The following is a 26,591-nucleotide window of genomic DNA, read 5'->3' on the forward strand; positions in this document are numbered from 1 at the left end:
CTCATGGAGTTCCTCGAAAACACGATCCTCTGGCCACTCAAATGGGTGGTCTCCGCGATCCTCGTCGGTTTCCATTCCTTGTTCGCGGCCATCGGCATGGACCCGAACGCCGGGATCACCTGGGTGATCTCGATCATCGGTCTGACCCTCGTGGTGCGGGCGGCGCTGATCCCGATCTTCGTCCGGCAGATCAAGAGCCAGCGGCGGATGCTCGAGGTCGCGCCGCAGCTCAAGAAGATCCAGGACAAGTACAAGGGCAAGAAGGACCAGTTCTCGCGTGAGGCCATGTCCCGCGAGACGATGGCGCTGTACAAGGAGACCGGGACGAACCCGCTGAGCTCCTGCCTGCCGCTCATCATCCAGATGCCGGTGTTCCTGAGCCTGTACTCGACGCTCCACACCGCTCAGATCGACAAGACCGGTATCGGCCTGCTGACCACGCCACTGGCCCATTCGTTCGGTGTCGCGAAGCTGTTCGGCGCTCCCCTGCACGAGACGTTCCTCAGCGCCACGGGCTGGGAGGTCCGCCTCATCGCCGCCGCGATGGTCATCATCATGACCGTCTCGCAGTTCGTCACGCAGCTGCAGATCGTGGCCAAGAACATGTCGCCGGAGACCAAGGCGAGCCCGATGTACCGGCAGCAGCGGATGATGCTCTACGTCCTCCCGCTCGTGTTCGTGTTCTCGGGTCTGAGCTTCCCGCTCGGCGTCATGTTCTACTGGCTCGCCTCGAACGTCTGGACGATGGGGCAGCAGTACGTCGTGATCCGGCGCATGCCGACGCCGGGGTCCGAGGCGGCGCTCGCCCGTGAAGCCCGGCTCGCCCGGAAAGCGCAGCGACGTGGCGCGACCGCCGGTGGCGCTCTCGCCGCCGTGAACGACATCCGCGTGACCGAGATCGAGCGTCCTCGCCCGACGACCCAGCGGCAGCAGCCGGTGGGCAAGAACCGCGCCAAGAAGAACGGGAAGAAGTCGTGACCGACGACGAGCTGCTGACCGAGGACGCGCCCGTGTCCGACGAGCCGACCACCGAGGCACCGGTCGACGACGTGGAGGGCGTCGACGACGAGGTCCGTGATGAGGGCGACATCGCTGCCGACTACATCGAGGAACTGCTCGATATCTGCGATCTCGACGGTGACATCGAGATCGAGGAGCGCGGCGGCCGCGTCTACCTCTCGGTGACCGATCAGGGTGGCGCGCTGCGGGTGCTCTCGAAGCCCGACACGGTGTCGGCGCTGCAGGAACTCACCAGGATCGCCGTACAGGCCGAGACCGGCGAATTCAGCCGTCTGATCCTCGACGTCGGTGGCTCGCGCGATGCTCGGGCGTCGGAGCTCGGTCGGCTCGTGGACACGGCCATCGAGCGGATCGAGGCCGGGTCCCCGAGCGCGGCGCTCCCGCCGATGTCGTCGTACGAGCGCAAGCTCGTGCACGATCTCGTGGCCGAGCGCGGCTTCCACTCGGAGTCCGAGGGCGAGGGCCGCGACCGGCACACGGTCGTCACGCGCTGACGTGGCTGACAGCACGGACGAGCGTTCCGCGTCTGCTGAGGGCGACGTGGAGGTCGCCGTGACCGAGAGCTTGCCGGTCGAGCCAGAGCCGGACGCTGCTTCGGCGGTGTTCGGCGACCACCTCGAGCAGGTCCGGTCCTTCACGCAGGAACTCGCGCGACGTGGCGAGGAGCTCGGGTTGATCGGACCCCTGGAACTCCCACGGCTCTGGACGCGACATATCCTCAACTCGGGTGTGGTCGGACCGCTGCTCCTCGAGGGAGCGAAGGTCGGTGACGTCGGATCGGGCGCGGGACTGCCGGGCCTCGTGCTCGCCATCATGCGGCCTGACGTCGAGATGACCCTCATCGAGCCGATGGAGCGGCGCGTCGAGTGGTTGCGTGGTGAAGCGGACCGGCTCGACCTGCAGAACGTGCGGGTGCTACGCGCCCGAGCCGAGGACGTCGCGGACGACCTCGTGCTCGATCAGGTGACGGCCCGCGCGGTCAGCGCCCTGAGCAAGCTCATTCCGATCACCGTCCCACTCGTCCGCTCGGGCGGGCAGTTGCTGCTCATGAAGGGGGCCCGGGTCGATGCCGAAGTCGATGCGGCGCGGAAGGTGATCCTCCGGAAGCGCCTGACGGATGTCGAGGTCATCGAGCTCGGTGCGGGCGTGGTGGAGGAAACGACCCGGGTCTTCCGGGCTACAGTTGACTGACGTTCCCGTGCGGAGCGTTTGGTCGAGCATCGGACGGCTGCTCGCCGCAGCCGCACCAACGTTTCACGTGGAACATCGAGGCGGGGAAGTGCATTCGTGAGTTCATCTACTGACTTCGACGCGACCACGCCACTCGCGCGCGAGATCGCCGACCTCAATCGGCGGCGACGCGCGCTCGCGACGCAGCAGTTCCCCTTGCCCGAGCAGACGCGCGTGTTCACCGTGTCGAACCAGAAGGGCGGCGTCGGCAAGACGACAACGACGGTCAATCTCGCGGCCGCGCTGGCCCGTGGCGGCGCTCGCGTACTCGTCATCGACCTCGACCCGCAGGGGAATGCCTCGACGGCGCTTGGCGTGGACCACCGCGCGGAGGTCGCCAGCATCTACGACGTGATCGTGGATGAAGCGCCACTCGCCGGCACCATGCAGCAGAGCCCTGAGTCGGAGAACCTGTTCTGCGTGCCGGCGACCATTCACCTGGCGGGCGCAGAGATCGAGCTGGTGTCCCTCGTGGCGCGTGAACAGCGCCTCCGGACCGCGCTGCAGCAGTTCCTCGACGGCGTTGACGAGCCGTTCCACTACGTGTTCATCGACTGCCCGCCGTCGCTGGGTCTGCTGACGATCAACGCGTTCGTGGCGGCCCGTGAGGTGCTCATCCCGATCCAGTGTGAGTACTACGCGCTCGAGGGACTGAGCCAGCTGCTCCGGAACATCGAGCTGATCGAGCGGCATCTCAACCCGGCGTTGCGGGTGTCAACGATCCTGCTGACCATGTACGACGGCCGGACCAATCTGGCGAACCAGGTCGCGAACGAGGTCCGCGAGCACTTCGGCGACCAGGTCCTCGCCACGCTGATCCCCCGGTCCGTGCGCATCAGTGAGGCTCCGAGCTACGGGCAGAGCGTCGTCAGCTATGACACGAATTCACCAGGGTCGCTCTCGTACTTCGAGGCGGCCGCAGAGATCGCAGCACGAGGAGCGAAGCACTGATGGCACCGAAGCGGACCGGACTCGGCAGGGGCATCGGCGCGCTCATCCCGACGAGCCCCGAGCAACAGGAGCGTCCGGTTGACGTCTTCTTCCCCACGAACACGAGTGCTGCGACCAGGGAACCCGCGACGACCGCGACGGATGCCGTCGCTGCGATCCTTGCCGACGGAGCGTCGCCGAACAGCGTCGGCCAGACCGCCGATGACTTGGTTGCCGTGCCCGGCGCTCGCCTGGCCAATCTCAACCCCCTGGACATCGTGCCGAACGCCCAGCAGCCACGCTCGGAGTTCCGCGAGGAAGAGCTCCAGGAGCTGGTCCACTCGATCCGCGAGATCGGCGTCCTGCAACCGATCGTCGTTCGTCCCATTGCGGGCGCGGCCGGAACCGAGCCGCGGTACGAGCTCATCATGGGTGAGCGACGGCTGCGGGCCACGAAGGAACTCGGCCTCGCCACCATCCCGGCGATCATCAAGGAGACGCCTGATGACGCCATGCTGCGCGATGCGCTCCTCGAGAACCTGCACCGTGCGAACCTCAACCCGCTCGAGGAGGCATCGGCCTACCAGCAGCTCCTGGCGGACTTCGGGATCACGCAGGAGCAGCTCGCCGCACGTATCGGGCGTTCGCGGCCACAGATCACGAACACCATCCGCCTGCTCCGACTGCCGTCACCGGTGCAGCGGCGCGTCGCAGCCGGTGTCCTGAGCGCTGGCCATGCTCGCGCGATCCTCTCGGCGCCCGACGCAGAGGCGATGGAGTACCTCGCCGAGAAGATCGTGAACGAGGACCTGTCTGTCCGGGCCGCTGAGGCGGCCGCAGCGGCACTCTCGGCCAAGACGCCCTCGGGGCGGCCGCGGACGGAGCCGTCCAAGCGGCAAGCTCATCTCAATGACCTCGCGGAACGCCTCGGTGACCGCCTCAACACGCGCGTGAAGATCCAGTTGGGGTCGCGCAAGGGCACGCTGCGCATCGACTTCGCAACGATCGAGGATCTCAATCGGATCCTCGAGGACCTGCGGAACGAGGCAGTCGCCGACGCAGCGTCCTGACGTTTCACGTGGAACATCGTGGGGCGCGTCGGCAGGTGGCGTCCGAAGGGGGTCTGCGGCGCTGACCACGATCGGCACGTTGCGTGGCTCGCGCCCTGATCGTGATCCTGCGCACGCCGTCCTTGGACCAGTCGAGCCGCTGGTGGGACCGATCCGGTGTGGCAACGCGGGCGCTGATGGTCGTGCGACGGCCGGGGTCGAGAGACCGGCGTGGCGGTCATGTTGCACGTGAAACCACGGCCGCCCTCCTGCTGGTCGCGCCGCAGCCGGTGCGCGTGACGCCGCGGCGTTGCGCGCGGACCGCGAACAAAGCGCGACGCGATGCAGGCGGAGGATGACTTGACGGCCGTCGCGGGGATGGAACTACGAGCACTGGGGGTCGGGTCCCCCCCGCAGATGGCAACGCCACGGCACGACGAGCGGCTTGGCCTGCGGTGTCCCGACGACGACGGACGGCAGGCCGGAGATCGCTGCAAGAGGTTGACCGCGGCGCTGGTGGCTCGCGCTCGGATGAGCGCGGGGGATCGCGCCGGGACGTTGATCGGGTCCGCCAGGATGGCAGCGAGACGGGCGGCGGTTGGGCCGTCAGGTGGGCGGCGAGTCGGGTGACGCGTGAGGCGGAGCGCGAGGCGTCGGATGGGCGGCGATCCGGGCAGCCATCCGGGCGGCGCGTGAGGGGACCACGATGGGTGATCCTCGCTGCCACCGCGGGCGTAGGCGGCCGTCGCGATGCCGGGTGTGCGGATCGTGATCGGTGCGCCTCGGCGCGCCTCGTCGCCCAGGTGGGCCGTCCTCGGCACCCGGGCGGCGATCAGGCTACGCTCGGTGGACGCGGAGCCGGGCCACCGCAGCGCACGATCGCACAGTCGTGTCCGGCGTCCTCGGTCTGCTGTTGTTCGGCCGCCACGCAGATCGTGCTGCCGCTGGGCGCCCGGTACGCCGATCAGCTTGCTCCTGCGGGGACTACGGGGCCTCGACCGCACGCCGATCAGGACGACCGGTGGCCAACTCCGGCCGGTGCGTTCACCCTCGCCAAGCCACAGAACCGGGTCGTCTCCAACTGCGCCTGGAGCAGCCGAATGTTTCACGTGGAACGCGCGTGCACTGCGCTGCCCGGGACCGGACCGCGCTGCTCGGGACCGGGCTGATCCTTCGTGGGACAGACGACCGCTACCGGCGATGGTCGCGGATGGCCTGCTCGGCGAGCTCGGCGTAGACCCACCCGAGGTCATGACCGGAGGCCAGGAGGGCCTGCGGCACGAGCGACGTCTCGGTGAGTCCGGGAAGGACGTTCACCTCGAGGAACCACGGTGTCTCGACCGCGTCGACGATCATGTCGACGCGCGAGATGTGCCGGAGGCCGAGCGCGACGTGTGCTGCGACTGCTGCGTCGGCCGCCGCCGTTGCGGCTGCGGCCGACAAGCGCGCCGGGGTGTAGAAGGTCGTCTCACCAGCGTTGTACCGCGCCTCGTACCCGTACACGCCGGATCGCGGGACGATCTCGACGGGAGCGAGGGGCACCGGGCCATCACCGGTGTCGACCACCCCGACGGCGATCTCGGTCCCGGTGATGAGCTGCTCGACGATGACGTCGTCGCAGTAGGTGTACGCCGTGACCATCGCTCGCGGCAGATCGGCCGTGTCGTGGACCAGGGTGACGCCCTGCGCGCTCCCACCACGGGCGGGCTTGACCACGAGGGGGACCGGGTGCTCGTCCGCGATGGCCGCGAGCACGCTGACGGCGCCGAGTTCGCGGAAGACGTCGTGCGACAGGGTGACCGATCGCGGCGTGCGGACGCCCGCCCGAGCGGCGAGTGCCGATGCGGTCGGTTTGTCCCAGGCGAGGCGAGCCGAGGTGGCGCGCGAACCGACGAACGGCACGTCGAGCGCCTCGAGGATGCCGCGGAGCGCGCCGTCCTCACCGCTGGCGCCGTGGAGCGCGGGCCAGACGACGTCGGGCTGGAGTTCGCGCAGCGCGGGGAGCAGCGTCGCGTCGGCGTCCCGGAGATCGACCTGCCAGCCGTAGCCGATGAGCGAGTCGGCCACGCGTCGTCCCGAACGGAGCGAGATGTCCCGCTCGTGCGAGATGCCCCCCGCGACGACGACGACGTGACGACGGGCGAACTCCACCATGATGCGTTCCTCGAGTGCGGCCGCGCGGCGCGTGGCGTGATGAATCCCTGGTCAGGAGCGGTCGGCCGAAACGGCGACGCGGGTCAGGACATGTTCGGCGGCGGTGCCGAGACCGTCTGGGCGGCGTCGGGGACCGGCGCTGGCCGGGCGGCGGTGCCGAAGGTCTCGATGAGCTCGAGTTCGTCGTTCACGACGGTCGCGAGCCGCTTCACGCCGGTGCGGATCTGCTCCGGCGTGGGGTAGCAGAAGGAGAGACGCATCTGTCCGCCCCCGCGGCCGTCGGCGAAGAACGCGGTACCCGGCGTGTAGGCGACGAGTTCCTTGACCGCGCGGGGCAGCATCGCCTTGGAGTCGAGCTGGTCCGGCAGCGTGAGCCACACGAAGAACCCGCCGTTCGGCGTGGTCCACTGCAAGTCGGGGAGGAACTCGGCGAGGGCGGCGAGCATGGCGTCGCGGCGCTCCGCGTAGAGACCGCGGAAGGTGGTGATCTGGGCCTTCCAGTCCGCGGCATCGAGGTACGCGTTCACGACGTACTGTCCGAACGAGTTCGGTGCGAGCACAGCGGATTCGTTCGCGAGCACGAGCTTCTCGCGCACGGCGTGCGGCGCGAGGGCCCAGCCGACACGGAATCCCGGGGCGAGGGTCTTCGAGAAGGAGCCGAGGTACACGACGCCGTCCTCGTCGATCGAGCGGATGGCCTGCGGCGCCGGCTCGTCGAACCAGAGGAGACCGTAGGGGTTGTCCTCGAGCACGAGGATCTGGTTCGATCGGCAGATGTCGAGGATCTCGATGCGGCGTTCGCGGCTCATCGTGACGCCCGCGGGGTTGTGGAAGTTCGGGATGGTGTACAGGAACTTCATGCGCTTGCCGGCGGCCCTGAGGCGTGCGATGGTCTCGCGCAGGGCCTCGGGGACCAGGCCCTGGTCGTCCATGGCCACGTGCACGGTCTCGGCCTGGTACGAGCGGAACACACCGATCGCACCGACGTACGACGGCGACTCCGCCAGGACGACGTCGCCCGGATCGATGAACAGCCGCGTGACGAGGTCGAGGGCGTGCTGCGAACCCGTGGTGACGACGACGTCCTCGGCGCTCGCACGGACGCCCTCGAGCGCCATGATGTCGACGATGTGCTCACGGAGGGTCCGGAGACCCTGGCCGCCGCCGTACTGCAGCGCCATGGCGGCGTCGTGCTCCATGACCCGGTCGATGGACCCGGTGACGAGCTCGCGAGGGAGCGCGGACACGAACGGCATGCCGCCAGCCAGGGAGACGACCTCGGGGCGGGATGCGACGGCGAACAGTGCTCGGACCTCGGATGCGCTCAGCCCTGCGGTGCGCTGGGCGTAGGAGTCGTACCACGGGTCGAGGCTGGTTCCCCGGTCGGTCATCGCATGGTCTCCGATCACTCGGGCGCCGATCGCGGACGCCGACGCCGACGCCGACGGACGGCGTTCCGGCCACGATACGGCATGCCCGTGGACGCCCGTCGGTCCCCGCGCAGGCCAGTTCCGGACGCGTGGCTCCGCGTGCACGACGGAAGCCCCGCCTCCCGGATCGGGAGACGGGGCTTCAGGAGCCGTCGGGGCTGGTGTCAGACCAGGAACTCGGCCAGGTCGGCCTCGAGCGCCGGCTTCGGCTTCGCACCGATCACGGTCTTGACGACCTCACCGCCGCGGAAGACCTTCATCGCGGGGATCGAGGTGATCTGGTACTGCATGGCGGACTGGGGGTTCTCGTCCACGTTGAGCTTGACGATCTCGATCTTGTCGCTGTGCTCCGACGCGATCTGGTCGAGGATCGGGGAGACCGCACGACACGGCCCGCACCACTCGGCCCAGAAGTCGACGAGGATCGTCTTGTCGGACTGCAGCACGTCGCTCGAGAACGACGCGTCGGTCACTGCCTTGGCGTTGGACATGGTTCCTGCTTCCTTGGGTTGGTCGTTCTGGACAACATCGGCGTCCGTGTCGCTATTCCGTCGGACGGGAGGCACGGCGCGGCCGGGCGCGACCGCTCAGCTGCCGACCGTGGCCGGCTCGACCGGCGAGATCGTGACGGGCTCGACCGGGACCGGACCGTCCGCCAAGGCGGCGAGCTCGGGCTCGAGGTCGGCGAGGAACTTCTCGGCGTCGAGGGCCGCCACCGTGCCGGAACCGGCCGCGGTGATCGCCTGGCGGTAGGTCGGGTCGATGACGTCACCGGCCGCGAAGACGCCGGACAGGTTCGTGCGCGACGAGCGTCCGTCGACGGCGATGGTGCCCTCGGGGGCGAGGTCGACCTGGCCGTGGATGAGGTGCGTACGCGGGTCGTTGCCGATCGCGATGAACAGACCGTCGAGGGGCAGCTGCGACTCCTCGCCGGTGGTGGTGTCGCGGAGCGTGACGCCCTCGACCGAGGTCTCACCGTGGATGGCGACGACCTCCTTGTTCCACGCGAACGCGATCTTCGGGTCGTTGAACGCGCGGTCCTGCATGATCTTCGACGCGCGCAGGACGTCCTTGCGGTGGATCACCGTCACCGTGTCGGCGAAGCGGGTGAGGAACGTGGCTTCCTCCATCGCGGAGTCGCCACCGCCGACGACGGCGATGTTCTTCTGGCGGAAGAAGAAGCCGTCGCAGGTCGCGCACCACGACACGCCGTGGCCCGACAGGCGCTGCTCGTCCGGGAGGCCCAGGTTGCGGTAGGCGGAGCCGGTCGCGTAGATCACGGCGAGCGACTCGTAGGTCTGGCCGCCACCGACGGTGACCTTCTTGACGTCGCCCGTGAGGTCGACGGACACGGCGTCGTCGTACAGGATCTCCGCGCCGAACTTCTCGGCCTGCTCCTGCATCTTCATCATGAGGTCGGGGCCTTGGATGCCCTCCGGGAAGCCGGGGAAGTTCTCGACCTCGGTGGTCTTGGTGAGCTCGCCGCCGGTCTCGACGCTGGACGCGACCACGAGGGGCTTCAGCTCGGCGCGCGCGCTGTAGATCGCGGCCGTCAGCGCGGCGGGACCGGAGCCGATGATGATGAGCTGGCGCATGCCTGGTGCCCTTTCGTCGTGAACGTCCTGGAGGACCGGACCGGTGCCTCCCGGTCCGATCGGATCAACACATGGTACCGGCGGCGCATTCCGCCGCTCGGCCCGCGTTCAGCGTCCGAGACGGGCCCGGAGGAGGCCCACCGCGCTTCGGATCTCGCCGTTGCGCGTGAGGACGAGCACGGCCACGTACACGACCACCATGGCGGCCGCGGTGAGCGCGAGGGTGATGAGCGCACTCGTGACGTCCGTCATCGCGAACCCGCCGGCTCGGAACGCCCCGAAGAACGCGGCGACGGCGACCCCGGCGGCCCCGGCGACGATCGCGGCGACGACGAACTGCACGTGCGAGCGCGTCACGGGACCGCCCTCGATGCCGGCGAGGCGTCGGCGGACGATGACGAGCGCGACGACGGTCTGGGCGCTGCCGGCGAGCGTGGTCGTGATCGCGACGCCGACGCCGATGGCCGAGCCGGGCAGGGCCGCGACGGCGAGCGCGCCGATGACGAACAGCCCGGACTGCACGAGCTGCATGAAGAACGGCGTGCGGTGGTCGTGGAGGGCCCAGAACACCCGCTGGATGATGAACAACATGCTGAACAGCACCAGGCCGGGCATGTAGGCGACGAGCACGAAGGCCATCGACCGGACGTCCGTGAAGGCGTGCTCGTAGATCCGGGCGAACGGGAACGCCAGGACGATGAGGGCGACCGACGCGAACACGGTGAACAGACCGACGATCCGGAGCGACTGCGACAGGTTCCGGCGGACCGCGGCGATGTCACCCCGTTCCGCGTCGTGGCTCATCCGGGTGAAGTAGGCGGTGGCGATCGACACGGTGATGATCGAGTGCGGCAGCATGAACAGCAGCCACGAGTTCTGCAGCGTCGCGTTGCCCGCGCCCGTGCCGAGGGACGCCACCCGCGACTGCACGATGCCCGCGAGCTGCGTCACCAGGATCATGAGGAACAGCCAGCCGGCCGCGGTGCCCGTCGCCTTGAGGCCCACCCCGCGCCACCGGAAGTCGGGACGGAACCCCAGGCCGGCACGACGCCAGAAGAGCAGCAGGAACGCCGCCTGCACCGCGACGCCCAGAGTGGCGCTCCCCGCGAGCACGGCGATCTTCGTCGGCGTCCAGTCGCCCGCGTCGCTGTTGAGCCCGCGCGTGCCGAAGAGGGCGATGAACACGACGAGCCCGGCGATCGCGATGACGTTGTTGAGGAGCGGCGCCCACGTGAAGGGCCCGAACACCTGGCGGGCGTTGAGGACCTCGCCGAGCAGCGAGTACAGCGCGTAGAAGAGGATCTGCGGCAGGCACCAGAACGCGAACGCGACCGCCAGTGCGGTGGTGTCGTCCGCGAAGCCCTTGCCGCCGCTGCCCGCGGACTGGCTGTACACGTGGACGAGCAGGGGCGCGATCGCGGTGGCGACGACGGTGACGCCGAGGAACACGATGCCGCCGAGCGTGACGATCCGGTTGATGTACGCCTGACCGCCGTCGGCGTGCTGCTTCATCGAGCGGACGATCTGCGGGATGAGGACCGCGCTGAGCAGGCCACCCGCGATGAGCGCGTAGATGTTGTTCGGCAGCTGGTTCGAGACGGCGAAGGCGTTGGCGGCGGCGCTACCGGACTGGCCGATCGCGGCCGCGAGGACGAACGTCTTGGCGAACCCGAGGACGCGCGACACCATCGTGCCGATCGCGAGCAGGGCGCTGGCCCGGCCGAGGCCGCGTTCCGCCGGGGCGGTCGGGGTCGCGCCGGTCGGGGTCGCGCCGCCGGTCGGAGCCGCACCATCGATCGCGCCCGCTGCCGCGACCGCGCCCGCCCCGACGGCCGCGTCCGTCGTGCCCGGGGTGCCGGCGGTGGGTGCCGCGGCACCGATGGGGGTCCCGGCGAGTGGAGCCGTGCCTCCCGGCCGAGCGGTCTGGAGGTCGTCGGTCACGTCGTTCCGTTCTCGTGCTCCCGTCGGGCGTGCAGCGGCGACGGCGGCGGGTGCGGCGACGGCTGCGGGGGCGGCGACGGCCGTGGATACGGTGGCCGCGGGGGCGGGGGCCGACGCGGCCACCGGCTGGTCGTCGAGCGGACGGTTGGGGTCGTCGTCGTCCTCAGGAGGCGCGCCACCGGACCGGCGACGGAGGCGTCGGCGGATGTTGCGCAGGATCCCGAGGCCGAAGATCACCACGACCGCGGCTCCGGCGAGGCCGGTGATGATGGTCTCCCACTGGGCCTGCACGTTGATCTCGACCGCGCTCGGCTGCGCGACCCGCGTGCCGGTGGAGCTCGTCAGGCTGAGCTGGAGCTGCACCTTGCCGTTCGCGACGGACTGCACGGGGAACGTGATGCGCGACTGCGACTCGGGCTGGACGGTGACCTGGAGCGCGTTCTTCTCGACCCGGAGGAACGAGTTCGACGGCGTGACCGTCAGGTAGACGGTCACGGGGAACTCGGACTTGTTGCGGACGGAGATCGGCAGGGACGACCGGTCGCCGAGCAGGGTGATGGAGCTCGAGTCGACGATCCCGACGGAGTCGACGACGGCGTTCGCGCGTTTCACCCGGACGGCCACGGCACGCTGCAGTCCCGCGTTGTCGGTCGTCCACGCGGTCGAGGCGAGGGCGAGCGTGTGGAGCCGGGTCGGCGCCGTGAGGTCGGTGGGGGTGGTCAGCGCGGTCGAGAACGCGGTGACGGCACTCTCGGACTGGACGAGCTGGCGGAGCTGCGCGAGGCGGTCGTCGGGCTCGGCGTGGTTGCTCACCGAGACGCTCGTCGGCGCGGTGCCGATGGTCGTCGAGAGGTCCGTGGGCGAGACCCACGGCATCGACTCGAGCGCGTCGAGCGTGTCGGACATGCGGGTCGGGTCAGTCGGCCATGAACGGTCGAACGTCAGGAGGATCGGAGCCGACGTGCTCGCCTGGCGCGTCGTCGTCGCGAGGGTGGCGGTGAGCGCCGCCATCGCGCTCTGCCACGACGCCTGATCGGGTGCGTCCGCGGCGTCGTCGAGGAGCGCGCTCAGCCGTTCGTCGGACACGAGGAGGTCGGCGGTCCCGGCCTTGGCGGAGGCGGCGACCGTGGTGTCCGCGCCGGCCGTGGTGTTCCCGTTCGCGACGATGGTGTGCTGGTAACCCCCCTTGGCGAGTACCGGGAGGTCGTCCGACGTGACGGTGTCCTCGTCCGGCCAGGCGATCGAGGGCAGCGTGTACGGGAAGTCGAGCAGGGTCTGCATCGTCGGCAGCGTGGGCGCGGCGGGTGTCGGCTCGTCGCCCGGCTGGCCCGTGCCGGGCGCCGGGGTTGCGTCGGTGCCGGCCGCCGTTCCGGTTCCGGTCGCGGTCCCGGTCTCGCCCCCGGTGCTGGCTCCGCCGGCCGCGCCGGCGCTCGTCCCCGTGCCTCCACCGGCCGACGTGGACGGGCCCGCATCGGCGGTCGGCGTCGCGCTCGCGGCGGCCGCGCCGGCGCCGCTCGCACCGTCCGTCGTCCCGGTCGCGGTGGCGGTCGGCGTCGGCGTGACCGCGCCGGGGAAGTGCCGTGGGTCGACGTCCTGGTCGAACGAGATCGGCGTGAAGACGCCCGGCGCTCCCGCCTGCCGGAGGCCCGTCAGGTCGGCGTCGGCGTAGGGGAGCGCGAACGTCTCGTTCCGGGCGGCGGTCAGACGGTCGAGCCAGGTCACCGCGGACTCGGGGGCGTCCTGGCCCAGGAGCCGGATCGAGACGATGATCCGCGGGTCGATGCCGATCGCGACGTTGTGGTCGATGGCGGCGTCGAGCTGCGCCGTGAGCGTGCCGTCGACGGCGGTGTCCGCGGCGAGCTCCGACGCCGACAGCGTGGTCGACGTCGTCGCGGGCACGGTGATCGGCATCACGACGGAGACGTCCGTGGGCTGCTGCGTCAGCGACGGGTACCAGATGATGGCCGAACGGCCGACGACGTCGACCGAGCCCGACGCGTACGAGACCGCGAGGCGGCGCGCGCCGAACGAGTAGCCGTCGAGGCCGACCGTGGCCGACGGGATCGTGATGTCGGTCATCGTGACCGTGTGGTGCGCGGGGACCACCGGGACGTCGAAACTCGTCAGGTAGGAGCCGAGGTAACCGTCTGAACTGGTGTCCTCGAGCCAGTCCTCGAGGTCGGACCGGTCCCCGGTCACGCTCCGCGACAGGGAGACGTCCGCGGTGGTCGCGGCGAGGTCCGTGTCGGTGCCGTTCGTCACGGTGACCGTCAGGGTGAGGTCCTGGTCCTGCTTGAGCACACCCTGGTCCGTCGCCGCCACCGACAGGGAGGCCGTGGTCGCCGTGGTGGGCGCCGCTGCGTTCTTCTGCGCGGGGTGGGTGGGCGCGGGGGTCGCGGTGCTGGCGTTCGTGCCGGTGGGACCGGGGGTCGCGACCGCGCGCGCACTGCTCGTGGCCGACGCGGCGTGGCTGCTGCTGACCGCTGCATGGCTGCTGCTCGCCGCCTCCGCGACTCCGGGCGCGCCGACGACGCCGAGGGCGACCAGCGCGGTCACCGCGGCGGCGAGTGGCGTTCGGAGGATGTGCATGGAAGAGGCGCCCGGGACCGTCCGGGCCTCGGACGAGTGTAGGAGGCCCAGCCGGAGACGCAGCCGAGGAGGCACGGCACGGCCGGGTTCTGGGATGATCGACGGGTCATGCCCTCCGTCGCACACGCCGTGGAACGCCTCGGTCACCTCGCCGAGTCCGCACCCGTCGCCACCCTGGCCGCCGCCTTCGCCGAGGCCGGCCACGAACTCGCGCTCGTCGGCGGTCCCGTCCGCGACGCCTTCCTCGGCCGGCCCGTGACCGACCTCGACTTCACGACGGACGCCCGGCCCGACGAGATCCTCCGGATCGTGGAACCGATCGCGAGCGCGACCTGGGACGTCGGGCGACAGTTCGGCACCATCGCGGCCCGCGTGCGTGGCGAGCAGGTCGAGATCACGACGTACCGCAGCGACGTGTACGACGGCGAGACCCGGAAGCCCGAGGTCGAGTTCGGATCGGCCATCACCGAGGACCTGGTCCGCCGGGACTTCACCGTCAACGCGATGGCCCTGCGACTCCCCCAGCGCGAGCTCGTCGACGTGGCCGACGGCGTCGAGGACCTGCTCGCCGGACGCCTGCGCACCCCGCAGAGCGCCGTCGTGTCCTTCCGCGACGACCCGCTCCGCATGATGCGTGCGGCACGGTTCACGGGCCAGCTCGGGTTCACCGTGAGCGACGACGTCCGCGCCGCGATGACCGAGCTCGCCGGCTCGATCGCGATCGTCTCCGCCGAGCGCGTGCGCGACGAGTTCGTCAAGCTGCTCGCCACGGACGACCCCGTGCCCGGGTTGCGCCTCCTCGTCGACACGGGCATCGCCGAGCGGGTGCTGCCGGAACTCCCGGCGATGCAGCTCGAGATCGACGAGCACCACCACCACAAGGACGTCTACGAGCACTCGCTCACCGTGCTCACGCAGGCGATCGGCTACGAGCACGAACGGCACGCCGGCGACGCGCCCGACATCGTCCTCCGCGTCGCCGCATTGCTCCACGACATCGGCAAGCCGGCCACCCGCCGCCTGGAGCCCGGCGGCGTCGTGAGCTTCCACCACCACGACCTCGTCGGTGCCAAGCTCGCCCGCAAGCGCCTCCGGGCCCTGCGATTCGACAACGAGACCGTCGCCGCCGTCACGAAGCTCATCGAGCTGCACCTGCGGTTCTTCGGCTACACGGACGGCGCGTGGACGGACTCGGCCGTGCGCCGCTACGTCCGCGACGCCGGCGACCAGCTCGAGCGGCTCCACGAGCTCACCCGCTCGGACGTCACGACGCGCAACCGCCGCAAGGCCGACCGGCTCGGGTTCGCGTACGACGACCTGGAGGACCGGATCGCCGCCCTGCGCGACCGGGAGGAACTCGACGCCATGCGTCCCGACCTGACGGGCGACGACATCATGCGCATCCTCGACATCCGCCCCGGGCGCGAGGTCGGCGAGGCCTACCGGTTCCTGCTCGAGGCGCGCATGGACGAGGGGCCCCTCGGACCCGACGAGGCGGAGCGTCGCCTGCGCGCCTGGTGGGCCGAGCGGGGCTGATCCGCACCACCCGACCACGGTGCGGGCGGTCGGGCTGGGGAGAACGCTTGCCGGGCCTCCCGGCCGTCGGCTAGTCTTGTCAGGTTGTGCCCACCGCCTTCGTGGTGGTCGCACACATGCATCAACCCTCCTGCTCCGGAAAGACCGGAGCCGTTCTAGACCAAGGGAGGTGGGTTCCGCATGCACCAGTACGAACTGATGGTCATCCTCGACCCCGAGATCGACGAGCGCACGGTCGCTCCGTCGCTCGACCGGTTCCTCGCAGTCATCCGCAACGACGGTGGCACCGTCGACAACGTGGACGTCTGGGGCCGTCGTCGTCTCGCGTACGAGATCAACAAGAAGTCCGAGGGCATCTACGCCGTCGTCAACATGACGGCGAACGCCGACGCCGCCAAGGAGCTCGACCGCCAGCTCGGTCTCTCCGAGGCCGTGCTCCGCACCAAGGTCCTCCGCGCGGAGGAAGCGATCGCCCAGGTCGCCGCCGCCAAGAAGCTCTCCGACGAGCGCGCCGCCCGCAAGGCCGCGGCCGCCACGAAGAGCGCCGAGTAGCCCGTGGCCGGCGAGACCGTCATCACGGTGGTGGGCAACCTCACCAGCGATCCCGAGCTGCGGTACACGCAGAACGGCCTCGCGGTGGCGAACTTCACCATCGCGTCGACACCGCGCACGTTCGACCGTCAGGCGAACGAGTGGAAGGACGGCGACGCGCTGTTCCTCCGTGCGAGTGTCTGGCGTGAGTTCGCCGAGCACGTCGCGGGATCGCTGACCAAGGGCTCGCGCGTCATCGCGCAGGGTCGTCTGCGTCAGCGCTCCTACCAGGACCGCGAAGGCCAGCAGCGCACGAGCATCGAGCTCGAGGTCGACGAGATCGGCCCCTCGCTCCGCTACGCGACCGCCCAGGTCACCCGCGCCTCCGGTGGTGGTGGCGGCGGTGGCCGCGGCCAGGTCGGTGGCGGCAACGGTGGTGGTGGCGGCGGCTACAACGGTGGCGCGCAGTCCGACGAACCGTGGTCCCCGCAGGGCAACCAGGGTGGCAACACGTCCTCGTCGGACGTGTGGAACACCCCGGGCGGCACCTACGACGACGAAACCCCGTTCTGATCAGTCGGCTCCCCCGCTGATCCGGAAACAGAACTAGAAGGAATCCCCCAATGGCTGGAAAGAGCAGCGGCGACCGCCGCAAGCCTCGCGGAGGCAAGGGCGGCAAGAACGCCGCCCCCGCGAAGTCGATCAAGGTCGGCGTCATCGACTACAAGGACGTCGCGACCCTGCGCAAGTTCATCTCCGAGCGCGGCAAGATCCGTGCCCGCCGTATCACCGGCGTCTCCGTCCAGGAGCAGCGCCTCATCGCCCGTGCCGTGAAGAACGCCCGCGAGATGGCGCTCCTCCCCTACGCCGGCTCCGGCCGCTGATCGGAGGATCACCCATGTCGAAGCTCATCCTCACCCACGAGGTCTCCGGCCTCGGTTCCGCCGGTGACGTCGTCGACGTCAAGAACGGCTACGCCCGCAACTACCTGATCCCGCAGGGCTTCGCCGTCGCGTGGTCGCGTGGTGGTCAGAAGCAGGTCGAGTCGATCCAGGCCGCCCGCGCCGCGCGCGAGCTCGCCACGATCGAAGAGGCCCAGGACCTCAAGCTCAAGCTGCAGAACGCCGTTGTCACGCTGACCGTCAAGGCCGGCAAGGACGGCCGCCTGTTCGGCTCGGTCCGCCCGGGCGACGTCGCCGACGCCGTGCAGACGCAGGGCATCGGCTCGCTCGACAAGCGCAAGATCGAGGTCCCCGGGTCGATCAAGTCCGTCGGCGAGCACGAGGCCACGGTCCGGCTCCGCGAGGACATCGTCGCGACCATCGCGCTGAAGGTCGTCGCCGCCAAGTAGTTCCGTCCGGGCCGGCGCTGCCGGTCCGACCGCCGAGGGCGGGTCTCCCAGTCGGGAGGCCCGCCCTTCGTCGTCCCCGCAGCTCCTCCGGCTTCGCTGCTCTTCGACAGTCCGCGGTCGTCCGCCATCGGATCGGCGGTCGTCGGATGCACACGCACCAGATGCGGTTGCATGCGACGACCCGACTGCTGTCGGACGACAACCGTCCTGTCGATTCGGGCCCCCTGCCGGGAGGCGCGGTGGCGGTCCGTCCCGCTGGCCGGGACCGGGGCGAGGCCGGCGGGGTACGCGTCTCCTCCTGGTTGCGGACAGCAACTCCGCGTGGTTCCGGCGCGCGCCCAGCGACACCCGTCGCGCTGTTGACCCGGGGACCGTTCCGGGGGACAAGCGCGCATGTGGTGGGGCTGGGAGCGTGGGACGTGGTACTCCACATCAGGCCGCCCTGTCCAGGTTCTATGCACAGGCAGGACGTCAAGTCGGGAACCTTCAACCGGCACTCTAGACAACGTTGTGCACACATGGTGTGCAACCGGAAATGCCTGGTCAGAAGCGGTTTATTTCGCCCCGGTCCCCGCTCCTCCACAGGAGTTTCCACAGTTGTCCCCACCGCTTTCCGGCGTGTTCCCCGTGTCATCCACAAAGTTATCCACAGGACCTCTTGCTGGGGATAACTTCGCTCCCCTAGCCTGCGGGAGCGACTCGGGCAGGGGGCATGGAACGGGTCGTCACGGGATCGGAACGACCGTCGCGCTCGAGCCGCGAGGGTGGTGTCGGGGGGTGGCGGTACCAATGGTGGGACGGGCCTCCCGGATCATGCTCGAACGGCCCGGACGGGCCGACCAGGACAGTGAGGAGTCTGCGTGTCGATCGCGCATCTCGGTGCACCACCGGACATGGCCGAACGGGGCATGGAGCGGACGCCGCCCCACGATCTGCTGGCCGAGCAGTCGACCATCGGCGGCATGCTGCTGTCGAAGGACGCCGTCGCCGACGTGATCGAGACCGCGCGGGGCGTGGACTTCTACATCCCGAAGCACGAGGTCATCTTCGACGCGATCCTGTCGCTGTACTCGCACGGTGAGCCGACCGACGTCATCGCGGTGACCGACGAGCTCACCAAGACGGCCATGCTGTCCCGGGCCGGTGGCGCCGAGTACCTGCACTCCCTGACCTCGCTCGTGCCCACGGCGGCCAACGCGGGCTACTACGCCGCGATCGTCGCCGAGAAGGCCGTGCTCCGTCGCCTGGTCGAAGCCGGCACGCGCATCGTGCAGATGGGCTACGCGTCCGAGGGTGAGGTCACCGACCTCGTCAACAACGCCCAGGCCGAGGTCTACAACGTCGCGGGTGGCGTGCAGACCGAGGACTACGTGCCGCTGACCGAGGCCATCGGCTCGGCCATCGACGAGATCGAGGCCGCCAAGGGCCGCGACGGGCAGATGACCGGCGTGCCGACCGGGTTCGCCGGGCTCGACGCCCTGACGAACGGGTTCCACCCCGGCCAGCTCATCATCGTCGCGGCGCGCCCGGCGCTCGGCAAGTCGACGCTCGCGCTCGACCTCGCACGCGCCGCCGCCGTCAAGCACAACCAGACCGCGGCGTTCTTCTCGCTCGAGATGGGCCGCTCCGAGATCGCCATGCGCCTGCTGTCCGCCGAGTCGAGCGTGCCGCTGCAGAACATGCGCAAGGGCACCGTCGACGCCCGCGACTGGACGACCATCGCCCAGACCCGCGGTCGCATCAACGACGCCCCGTTCTTCATCGACGACTCCCCCAACATGACGCTCGTCGAGATCCGAGCCAAGTGCCGGCGGCTCAAGCAGCAGCACGACCTCAAGCTCGTCGTCATCGACTACCTGCAGCTCATGACGAGCGGCAAGCGCGTCGAGAGCCGCCAGCAAGAGGTCTCGGAGTTCTCGCGTGCGCTCAAGCTCATGGCCAAGGAGCTCCAGGTCCCGGTCATCGCGCTCTCGCAGCTGAACCGTGGTCCCGAGCAGCGTGCGGACAAGAAGCCCCAGATCTCGGACCTGCGCGAGTCGGGATCGATCGAGCAGGACGCCGACATGGTCATCCTGCTGCACCGCGAATCCGCCTACGAGAAGGACAACCCGCGGCAGGGCGAGGCGGACTTCATCGTCGCGAAGCACCGCAACGGGCCGACGGACACGATCACGGTGGCGTTCCACGGGATGTTCTCGCGGTTCGTGGACATGCCGCAGTAGGGGAACTTGTCGCCCCGCACGCAACGTGTCTCCTCCGCGTTCAACTTGTCACCGAACGGTTCAGGGTGAGACGTTCCGGTCCACGACGCGACGCGAGGGCCGCTCCGCTCGCGCAAGGCGTCCGCATAACGTGCCTTCACTGAGAGAGGTCGCGGACCACCTATGTGAGACGGGGCTGGCAGCGAGCGCGAGGACGACATCGTCAGCGATGCTGCGACCTCGGTCGGGTACGAGGCTCCACGTTCGTTGCAAGGAAGCCTCGTCCGGTAGACGATCGGCTATCGAGACGGCGTGACGGGTGACATTGGGCGGGGTCGACGGTGCCTAGGAAGGATCTTTCCCATTGTCGGCGGGCGCGCGCAGTCCGAGGGTGGGGTCATGCAAAAGGTCACTTTCACGCGTGACGGGCTGACGCTCGTCGGCAACCTGTTCACCCCCACCGACTTCGACGAGAACGGCCACTACCCGGCCGCGATCGTGCAGGGCTCGTTCACCTCCGTGAAGGAGCAGATGGCTGGCACCTACGCGCAGAAGCTCGCTGAGCAGGGCCTGGTCACGCTGGCGTTCGACTACGCCCACTACGGCGAGTCGGAGGGCGCGCCCCGCCAGCTCGAAGTCCCTGCCGAGAAGCTTGCGGACCTACAGGCCGCGGTCACGTTCCTGCTCGACCTGCCGTACGTCGAGGCTGTCGGCATGCTCGGCGTGTGCACCTCCGCCAGCAACGCCACGTTCCTCGCCGCTGGCGACGACCGCGTGAAGGCACTCGCGACCGCGGCGGGGTTCCTCGTGACCCCTGCCGTCCTCGACGCCACGTACGGCCAGGACGGCATCGCTGAGCGCCTGGAACAGGCTGCCGCCGCGAAGCAAAAGGCGGAGCAGACTGGTGAGGAGACGTTCATCACGGTCTACAGCGAGACCGAGCCGGACGCGGCGAACTACGCGCCGGTCGAGGGTGCGTACGACTACTACAACAACCCGGCTCGCGGCGGCGTCCCCGAGTACACGAACAAGCTCAACGTGCAGTCCTGGACGACGTGGCTCGACTTCGACGCTCTCGCCCGCGCATCGGACATCACGATCCCGACGATCGTTGTGCACTCGGACGGGTCCGCGGTGCCCGAGAACGCGAAGGCGCTCTACGAGGCCGTGCAGGGCGAGAAGGAACTTGCCTGGGGTGACGGGAACCACTGGGACTACTACGACTCCGACAAGCAGGTCGACTACGCCGTCGAGAACATCAGCCGCTTCTTCCACAAGCACGTCACCGCGTAGCGTCGCACCCGCCGGTGCCGCGTCCGGGCCTGCCGCCCGAACGCGGCACCTCACTGGCTGCAACGAGACGCGATCGGAGGGACCGTGGCAGGGAAGAACCCGCACCTGGAAGAGCTTGGCCTGTTCCTCAAAGCACGGCGCAGCGAACTCACCCCGCAGATGCTTGGGCTCGATGCGGGGGAGCCGGGCTCTCGTCGCGTCAGCGGACTCCGCCGCGAAGAGGTCGCGGCCGCCGTCGCGATCAGCGTCGACTACTACACCCGGATCGAGCAAGGACGCCTCGCCCCCTCCGCTCCCGTGCTCGACGCCCTGTCGAGCACGTTCCGACTGACACCGGTTGAGCGTGAGTACGTCGAAGGGCTCGCGCAGCACGCCGATCAGCGCGTCGCACCGCGTCGCCGGCAGAGCGCGGTCAGCCCACAGCTGCAACGGCTCCTCGATCGGTTGGATGGCACCCCCGCGTTCGTCGTCGGGAAGTACCTCGACTACCTCGCCTGGAACCCCCTCGCCGGCGCCCTCCTGCTCGACCTTGAACACCGTCCGCCACAGGACCGCAACTACGTCCGGATGCTCTTCGCCGACCCCCGAGCGAGAGCTCTCTACCACGACTGGGAGAGCATGGCCAGGACCGCCGTCGCCCTCCTCCGCAGCCAGGCCGCCGACAGTCCACACGACCCACGGCTCGCGGCGATCGTCGGGGAACTCTCCATCGGGTATCCGCAGTTCCGTACGTGGTGGGCGGACCGCCACGTTGCCGGCGGCGGGCAAGGCACCAAGACCGTCCACCACCCGGAAATCGGTGCGCTCACGTTCGACTGGGACAGCTTCCAACCGCTCGGCGTCGTCGATCAGCACATCACCATCTGGACCCCAGCAGCGGGCACGCCGACCGATGACAAGCTCCGTATCCTCAGCTCCTGGATTGCATCCTCCGACGCACGAAGTCCTTCAAACCAAGTAGCGCCGGATGGCGCGCCCACCTAGGGATCGGCTACTGAGACGATGCGTCAGTCTGATCTGCGGACGGCTCGACAGGCCAACTCGGCGCCCGAAAGCGGTGAGTAACTTGCTCGCGTTGACTTCAGGCTGGTTCTGAAAATCGTGCCGTCGTGGACCGGAACGTATCCGAAGCATCCGTAAGCGCGACGTCCGCGTCGACGTGGAGTTCGCGGGCGGTCGCGGCGAGGTCTGCGCCGGACAGGATCGCTGCCCCGATGCGATCGGTCACCGCTTGCATCACGGTCGTGAGAGCGCTGGCGTGGGCGCGGGCGACGAGGGCAGGCACATCGGGATCCGTCTGCCCGATCGCCGCAGCGATCGCCCCGGCTTGGTCATAGCGGAACTCCAGCGCATAGCGGCGGAGCGAGTCGCTGACCACTGACTGCGCGGGGAACTCGCCGCGCGCGAAGACGGCGTCGCGGGCGGCGAAGTGGTCGATGTCGCCATGCACCTGAGTACTCAGGGCCTCAGCCGGGGTCGTGTCCGGATCCCGTTCGAGGACGGCGCGACGTGAGCGTTCGAGCATGTCGTCAGCGCGGTCGAGGACGAGGTTCGGCTTCGTCGGGAAGTAGTTGTAAACGGTCTGGTCCGCCACGCCGGCGGCTCTCGCGACGTCCGACATGGCCACGGCGTCATAACCGCGATCCATGAAGAGCTGCGCCGCGACGTCGGCCAGCCGCTGACGCATCTCGAGCTTCTTGCGCTCCCGGAGGCCCATCTGATCCTTCACGACGTCATCCTTCCACAAAAGTGGAGTGACTCCAAGAACGGTGCTATGCTGAGAAAAGTAGAGTCACTCCACGATCAATCTTGGCGGTACGCCAGGGAGGACATCATGAGCACGGAAACCACACAGCAGCCCGACCGGGTCCTCATCTCGGGAGCGAGCTTCGCTGGGATGACGACAGCGATTTGGATGCGGCGCCTCGGGTACGAGGTCACCATCGTGGAGCAGGCGCCGGGGCTTCGCAGGGGCGGAACGCCGGTCGATCTCCGGCGCGACGCGATGGAGATTTTCGAGCGGATGGACGTCCTCCCGGCCGTCCGCGCAAAGGCACTGCCGCCGCGAACCACCGTGATCGCCGACCTCGACGGCACCCCCGTCGTGACCGCTGACCCGGACGCGTCGGAGGAGAGCATCGTCATCGACGAGTACGAGATCCACCGCTTCGACGACGTTGAGGTACACCGAGATGACCTCCTCGACATCCTCTTCGCCGAGATCGAGGACACCGTCGAGGTGACGTTCGGCGACTCGATCACCGCACTCACCGAGACACCCGGCGGGGTGCGGGCCTCGTTCCGCCACGGGCTGGAGCGGGAGTTCGCGATGGTGCTCGGCTGCGACGGCAACCACTCCACCGTGCGGCGGCTCTGGTTCGGTCCGGAATCGGACTACAGCCACTTCCTGCACCACTACACGTCCGTCACGGTCGTCCAGGACATGTTCATCCAGCCGTGGACGTCGCGCATCCAAAACGCGCCCGGCCGCACGCTGCTGCTGAACTCGTACGAGAAGACCACTGACGTGGTGTTCATGTTCCAGTCCGACGAGGAGATCGCGTACGACCACCACGACGTCGAGGCGCAGAAGCAGATCATCCGCGAGGTGTTCGCCGACGCTGGAGAGCCGTTCTCCGACGTCGTCGACCAGGCCCTGAGCGCCGACAACTTCTACTTCGACAAGCTGAGCCAGAATCGGCTGCCCGCGTGGTCGGCGGGCCGTGTCGCACTCGTCGGTGACGCCGCCTACTGCCCCTCACCCGCCGCCGGCATGGGCGGGTCCGTCGCGATCCTCGGCGCGACCGCCCTGTACGACGCATTCGTCACGGTCGGCGGCGACATCGTGGCCGCCTTCGCGGAGTACGAGCGGAGCTTCCGCCCCACCGCGGAGAAGATCCAGTTCGAGACCGAGGAGTTCGGGTTGCCGATGATTTCCCCGGACACTGACGAGCAGATCGCAGCCCGGAACGCGCAGCTCCTCGCGATGTGATCAGCGGGCCGCACTGCGCTGCGACGGGAGGTTGCCCGGTGGCCGATCGGCTACCGAGACTGCGTTCTCCTAGCTCGCTGTGTGCCCGTCGAGCACCTCGGCTGCTGCTCGACCCCACCCGTTGGGGTCGTCGCCGCGAGGCACGAGTGCCAGGGAGTACCAGAGCACGAGGACCGGCCACCAGTGGAGTTCCTCGTCGGTGAGGGCTTGGACCGTTTGGTAGCCGTCCAAGAACTGCTGTTGCACGGACCCTGATACGGGCCCCCAGTTCCGGAAGACGGTGCCGAGCATAACGGCGGACCGGGCGAGTTCGACAATCGAGAACGCCAACGACAGCGTGGAGAAGTTCTCAGCCGCCTCGTGGACGAGGCGCGTCGCCGGGGTGTGGATGACGTCCAACTCGTCGCGGCCCGCGGTTGAGCGGGATTCTACGAGCGGCATGGCTTCGAGCGTCGGCACGACGCCGCGCCGGGCATGGACGTCGCTGCCGCCCGGTAGCGGATCGGCAGCCGAGGCGAGCGGTCAGTCCTGCTGGCGCTCGTCCTCGTCAGCCCACCGACGAAGCAGCTGGCGGTTTTCGCGTACTCGCGCAGTCACCGCGACAGCCGCAGTAGCAAAGCCCGCAACGATCATGATCCATCCGAGCACCATCTGGCCCGACGTCGAATAAGTGGACCCGAGCACTCCGACGACTATGCCAACGAGGGCGATGACAGGAAGACCGATCTTCACGACGTGAACGGTACCGGGAGCTAGCTACTCCTGTGCTCGGTAGCTGATCCCCTTCAGGCCAGGATGGTGAGCACTCTGTTCCCGAAGAGCGCTGCGTAGCGGCCCTGCCTCCGGAGAATTTCCTGCAGGTGATGAGCGGTCCGAGGGCGTCGGTCGGCGAAACGGTTGAAACCGACAAGGACCATGACGACGCCGGTCTCGGACGCATTCCACCCGTAATCAGCCTCCGCCACATCGGACATGCAGTCGTTGAGCGCGTCCAGGTTCATCCCGAAGTAGTCGGGGAACGAGAGCGCTGCCGCGAAGGTCGCGTGCATGTGCCGGTCGTCAACCCAGCCCCCGGCCTCCATCTCGAGCACCCGGTAACCTTCGTGCCGGAACCACGACTCGGCATCCGGCAGGGTGACCTTGCCTCGCAGCGGGCACACGAAGCCGTCGCGGGCGATCTCGAAGTCCAGCCTGTTGCCAAAGACATCGTCGGTGGAGAACGCAGCCACGGCGAGATCGTAATCGAAACGCAGCGTGAGCATGTGGGCTCACTGCGGGTGCCAGCGGCACAATTCCTGGCCCTTCGTGAACCGGCTCAGCGAGCTTCCGTCAGCGGATCCCTCATCGGGCGCTTCGCGGCTTCCAACGGTTCATGCTCGCTCGTTAGGGTCCCCAGGTAGGTAATCCGTGCGTGCTGCAGACGGATGCCGCGCTCCGACCAGAAGAGACGAACACTTCGGCCCAGTTCGCTGCCTTCGCGCAAGCAACCTGTCGCGCTATCGGCATCGGCGGTAACGGGATGGTCGCGGTGTGCTGCTCACAATTCTTTGTCCACCGTGCATCAGCCCATGATCCTAAGCCGTCGGAAACGCTCATCCCGTCACCGTGCGCATCGGGTAGCCACGTCCACCGCTTCTCGTCGTCCTCGGCAGCGGCGGGCACCAAGACCACACCACACCCGACGTCGGCTGCGTGCTCTTTCGAGGCGGCTGCCGACACCGCGTGATCGATCGCGGTGAGCCGTTCCTCGTGAAGGCAGGTGGCAACGGGGTCGCTTGACGCTGTGCCGGGGTCATCGGCGTACACGTTTGACACTGCGACTGCTCCGTCCTGGTCGTGGCAGTCGAGCGCGAAGGTGGACGCCTGACCGATGTTGGCGATCCCGTCTCCCGGGTCGTTGATTACCAAGGTCGCTGCGATCGCGCCGCCAGCTGTGAGGACCAGGGCGGTACCGGTGATCAGCAGCTGTCGACGGCGGCGTAGTCGGGGCCTGATGCGGTCCAACACCACGGGCATGGACGCCAACGCGATGCGCTCGAGCTCATCGTCGTCGGGCAGAGTCGTCTCGGTCATGCAGTGCCCTCCCTGGTGTTCGTTGGCTCGTCGCCGCTGAGAGCGCTTCGAAGGCGCGCGCGAGCACGCTGTAACCGTTTCCCGACCGCGGTTTCTGTGGTGTCCAGGAGCGCGGCGGCCTCGCCGTAGGTGTATCCCTCGCCCAGGCACAGCTCGCACAATCGACGGTCGAGATCGCTGAGGCGGCCCAGTTCCACTCGCATCGCGACCAGCTCCTCGGCGTCCGAGTGCAAGGCGTTCTGGTGGTGAGTGGCACTCTGATCATCGAGTTCATGGGCTGTCTGTCGTCGTCGGCGGCGCAGCTGGTTGCGCACGTGATTCCGGCACACGACGAGCAACCATGGCAGGAGGGACTCGTCGACGATCGCCGCCTGCCGCCGCTTGCGCCACATGACCGTGAACGTTTCCTGCAACACGTCCTCCGCCTGGGACCGATCACCGAGGCCGGCCCAGGCGTAGCGGAGCACAGCACGAGCGTGACGGCGGTAAAGCGTGGTGAACGCAGCCACGTCGCCGTGCTGCGCCTCGAGTAGCAGCTCGATGTCGTACCGGAACTCCTCAGCCATCCGTGCCCCCTCATCCAGACCATGTCGAGAACGGCCACGCCCTGACATGAGATCAAGAAGAGATTGATCGGCTGGAGATCGACGGGCCCGGACAGGACTCCGGCACTCAG

The 26,591-nt window shown here is 68.8% G+C and carries 25 protein-coding genes; 14 read left to right on the top strand and 11 right to left on the bottom strand.

Annotated elements, in window-relative coordinates:
• The first annotated feature begins 3 nt into the window (after positions 1-3).
• The 5 genes from yidC to DEI82_RS03130 all read left to right on the top strand — a co-directional run bounded on the left by yidC (position 4) and on the right by DEI82_RS03130 (position 4,250).
• Positions 4-978, top strand: coding sequence for a membrane protein insertase YidC (gene yidC / locus DEI82_RS03110; RefSeq protein ID WP_111010778.1), 975 nt, complete (start codon positions 4-6; stop codon positions 976-978).
• Positions 975-1,514: a protein jag gene (locus DEI82_RS03115; RefSeq protein ID WP_375334607.1), complete on the top strand. Its 540-nt coding sequence runs from the start codon at positions 975-977 to the stop codon at positions 1,512-1,514. The genes yidC and DEI82_RS03115 overlap by 4 nt, the downstream gene beginning before the upstream one ends.
• A gap of 58 nt (positions 1,515-1,572) precedes the next feature.
• Positions 1,573-2,211, top strand: coding sequence for a 16S rRNA (guanine(527)-N(7))-methyltransferase RsmG (gene rsmG, locus DEI82_RS03120; protein WP_111035826.1), 639 nt, complete (start codon positions 1,573-1,575; stop codon positions 2,209-2,211).
• A gap of 96 nt (positions 2,212-2,307) precedes the next feature.
• Complete coding sequence (locus tag DEI82_RS03125) at positions 2,308-3,201, top strand: ParA family protein (RefSeq protein ID WP_111035758.1); 894 nt, start codon at positions 2,308-2,310, stop codon at positions 3,199-3,201.
• The gene (locus DEI82_RS03130; protein ID WP_111035759.1) at positions 3,201-4,250 is read left to right on the top strand and encodes a ParB/RepB/Spo0J family partition protein; all 1,050 of its coding nucleotides are present in this window, start codon (positions 3,201-3,203) and stop codon (positions 4,248-4,250) included. The genes DEI82_RS03125 and DEI82_RS03130 overlap by 1 nt, the downstream gene beginning before the upstream one ends.
• Positions 4,251-5,420: 1,170 nt before the next feature.
• On the opposite strand, the gene DEI82_RS03135 is transcribed toward DEI82_RS03130, so the two are convergent.
• The 5 genes from DEI82_RS03135 to murJ form a co-directional block, all read right to left on the bottom strand.
• A complete protein-coding gene (locus DEI82_RS03135; RefSeq protein WP_111035760.1) occupies positions 5,421-6,383 on the bottom strand; it encodes a D-alanine--D-alanine ligase in 963 nt (320 codons plus the stop codon).
• An 83-nt stretch (positions 6,384-6,466) separates the two neighbouring features.
• A complete protein-coding gene (locus DEI82_RS03140; protein WP_111035761.1) occupies positions 6,467-7,774 on the bottom strand; it encodes a PLP-dependent aminotransferase family protein in 1,308 nt (435 codons plus the stop codon).
• Between the two features lie 203 nt (positions 7,775-7,977).
• Entirely contained in the window at positions 7,978-8,304 is a 327-nt protein-coding gene (trxA, locus tag DEI82_RS03145) for a thioredoxin (RefSeq protein ID WP_111010772.1), read from the bottom strand.
• 96 nt (positions 8,305-8,400) lie between these two features.
• Positions 8,401-9,408: a thioredoxin-disulfide reductase gene (gene trxB / locus DEI82_RS03150; RefSeq protein WP_111011922.1), complete on the bottom strand. Its 1,008-nt coding sequence runs from the start codon at positions 9,406-9,408 to the stop codon at positions 8,401-8,403.
• Positions 9,409-9,516: 108 nt separating this feature from the next.
• A complete protein-coding gene (gene murJ, locus DEI82_RS16370; RefSeq protein WP_220037226.1) occupies positions 9,517-13,938 on the bottom strand; it encodes a murein biosynthesis integral membrane protein MurJ in 4,422 nt (1,473 codons plus the stop codon).
• Between the two features lie 108 nt (positions 13,939-14,046).
• Here murJ and DEI82_RS03160 point away from each other — a divergent pair, with 108 nt between their 5' ends.
• The 8 genes from DEI82_RS03160 to DEI82_RS03195 all read left to right on the top strand — a co-directional run bounded on the left by DEI82_RS03160 (position 14,047) and on the right by DEI82_RS03195 (position 21,834).
• Positions 14,047-15,474 carry a CCA tRNA nucleotidyltransferase gene (locus DEI82_RS03160; RefSeq protein WP_111035762.1) on the top strand — a complete coding sequence of 476 codons (1,428 nt, stop codon included), beginning with the start codon at positions 14,047-14,049 and terminating at the stop codon, positions 15,472-15,474.
• A 180-nt stretch (positions 15,475-15,654) separates the two neighbouring features.
• Positions 15,655-16,026, top strand: coding sequence for a 30S ribosomal protein S6 (gene rpsF / locus DEI82_RS03165; protein ID WP_111010769.1), 372 nt, complete (start codon positions 15,655-15,657; stop codon positions 16,024-16,026).
• A gap of 3 nt (positions 16,027-16,029) precedes the next feature.
• On the top strand, positions 16,030-16,578 hold the full coding sequence (locus DEI82_RS03170) for a single-stranded DNA-binding protein (protein WP_111010768.1): 549 nt from the start codon (positions 16,030-16,032) through the stop codon (positions 16,576-16,578).
• Positions 16,579-16,628: 50 nt separating this feature from the next.
• Positions 16,629-16,889, top strand: coding sequence for a 30S ribosomal protein S18 (gene rpsR, locus DEI82_RS03175; RefSeq protein ID WP_066517360.1), 261 nt, complete (start codon positions 16,629-16,631; stop codon positions 16,887-16,889).
• 14 nt (positions 16,890-16,903) lie between these two features.
• A complete protein-coding gene (gene rplI / locus DEI82_RS03180; RefSeq protein WP_111035763.1) occupies positions 16,904-17,356 on the top strand; it encodes a 50S ribosomal protein L9 in 453 nt (150 codons plus the stop codon).
• A gap of 860 nt (positions 17,357-18,216) precedes the next feature.
• The gene (dnaB, locus tag DEI82_RS03185; protein ID WP_375334608.1) at positions 18,217-19,578 is read left to right on the top strand and encodes a replicative DNA helicase; all 1,362 of its coding nucleotides are present in this window, start codon (positions 18,217-18,219) and stop codon (positions 19,576-19,578) included.
• Positions 19,579-19,956: 378 nt separating this feature from the next.
• Positions 19,957-20,850, top strand: coding sequence for an alpha/beta hydrolase (locus DEI82_RS03190; RefSeq protein WP_111035764.1), 894 nt, complete (start codon positions 19,957-19,959; stop codon positions 20,848-20,850).
• An 84-nt stretch (positions 20,851-20,934) separates the two neighbouring features.
• Complete coding sequence (locus DEI82_RS03195; protein ID WP_111035765.1) at positions 20,935-21,834, top strand: helix-turn-helix domain-containing protein; 900 nt, start codon at positions 20,935-20,937, stop codon at positions 21,832-21,834.
• Between the two features lie 97 nt (positions 21,835-21,931).
• On the opposite strand, the gene DEI82_RS03200 is transcribed toward DEI82_RS03195, so the two are convergent.
• Positions 21,932-22,567: a TetR/AcrR family transcriptional regulator gene (locus tag DEI82_RS03200; RefSeq protein ID WP_146242814.1), complete on the bottom strand. Its 636-nt coding sequence runs from the start codon at positions 22,565-22,567 to the stop codon at positions 21,932-21,934.
• A 117-nt stretch (positions 22,568-22,684) separates the two neighbouring features.
• Between DEI82_RS03200 and DEI82_RS03205 the strand changes: the two genes are divergently transcribed.
• Positions 22,685-23,842, top strand: a complete 1,158-nt coding sequence (locus tag DEI82_RS03205) for an FAD-dependent monooxygenase (RefSeq protein ID WP_111035767.1) — start codon at positions 22,685-22,687, stop codon at positions 23,840-23,842.
• Positions 23,843-23,911: 69 nt separating this feature from the next.
• Here DEI82_RS03205 and DEI82_RS03210 read toward each other — a convergent pair whose 3' ends face one another.
• The 5 genes from DEI82_RS03210 to DEI82_RS03230 all read right to left on the bottom strand — a co-directional run bounded on the left by DEI82_RS03210 (position 23,912) and on the right by DEI82_RS03230 (position 26,481).
• Positions 23,912-24,283 carry a hypothetical protein gene (locus DEI82_RS03210; protein WP_146242815.1) on the bottom strand — a complete coding sequence of 124 codons (372 nt, stop codon included), beginning with the start codon at positions 24,281-24,283 and terminating at the stop codon, positions 23,912-23,914.
• Between the two features lie 81 nt (positions 24,284-24,364).
• On the bottom strand, positions 24,365-24,574 hold the full coding sequence (locus DEI82_RS03215) for a hypothetical protein (RefSeq protein WP_111035769.1): 210 nt from the start codon (positions 24,572-24,574) through the stop codon (positions 24,365-24,367).
• 53 nt (positions 24,575-24,627) lie between these two features.
• Entirely contained in the window at positions 24,628-25,104 is a 477-nt protein-coding gene (locus tag DEI82_RS03220) for a barstar family protein (RefSeq protein WP_111035770.1), read from the bottom strand.
• Between the two features lie 121 nt (positions 25,105-25,225).
• On the bottom strand, positions 25,226-25,915 hold the full coding sequence (locus DEI82_RS03225; protein WP_111035771.1) for a hypothetical protein: 690 nt from the start codon (positions 25,913-25,915) through the stop codon (positions 25,226-25,228).
• A complete protein-coding gene (locus DEI82_RS03230) occupies positions 25,912-26,481 on the bottom strand; it encodes an RNA polymerase sigma factor (RefSeq protein ID WP_181435081.1) in 570 nt (189 codons plus the stop codon). The genes DEI82_RS03225 and DEI82_RS03230 overlap by 4 nt, the downstream gene beginning before the upstream one ends.
• Between the last annotated feature and the right edge of the window lie 110 nt (positions 26,482-26,591).

The sequence above is a fragment of the Curtobacterium sp. MCBD17_019 genome (assembly GCF_003234555.1).
Lineage (GTDB): Bacteria > Actinomycetota > Actinomycetes > Actinomycetales > Microbacteriaceae > Curtobacterium.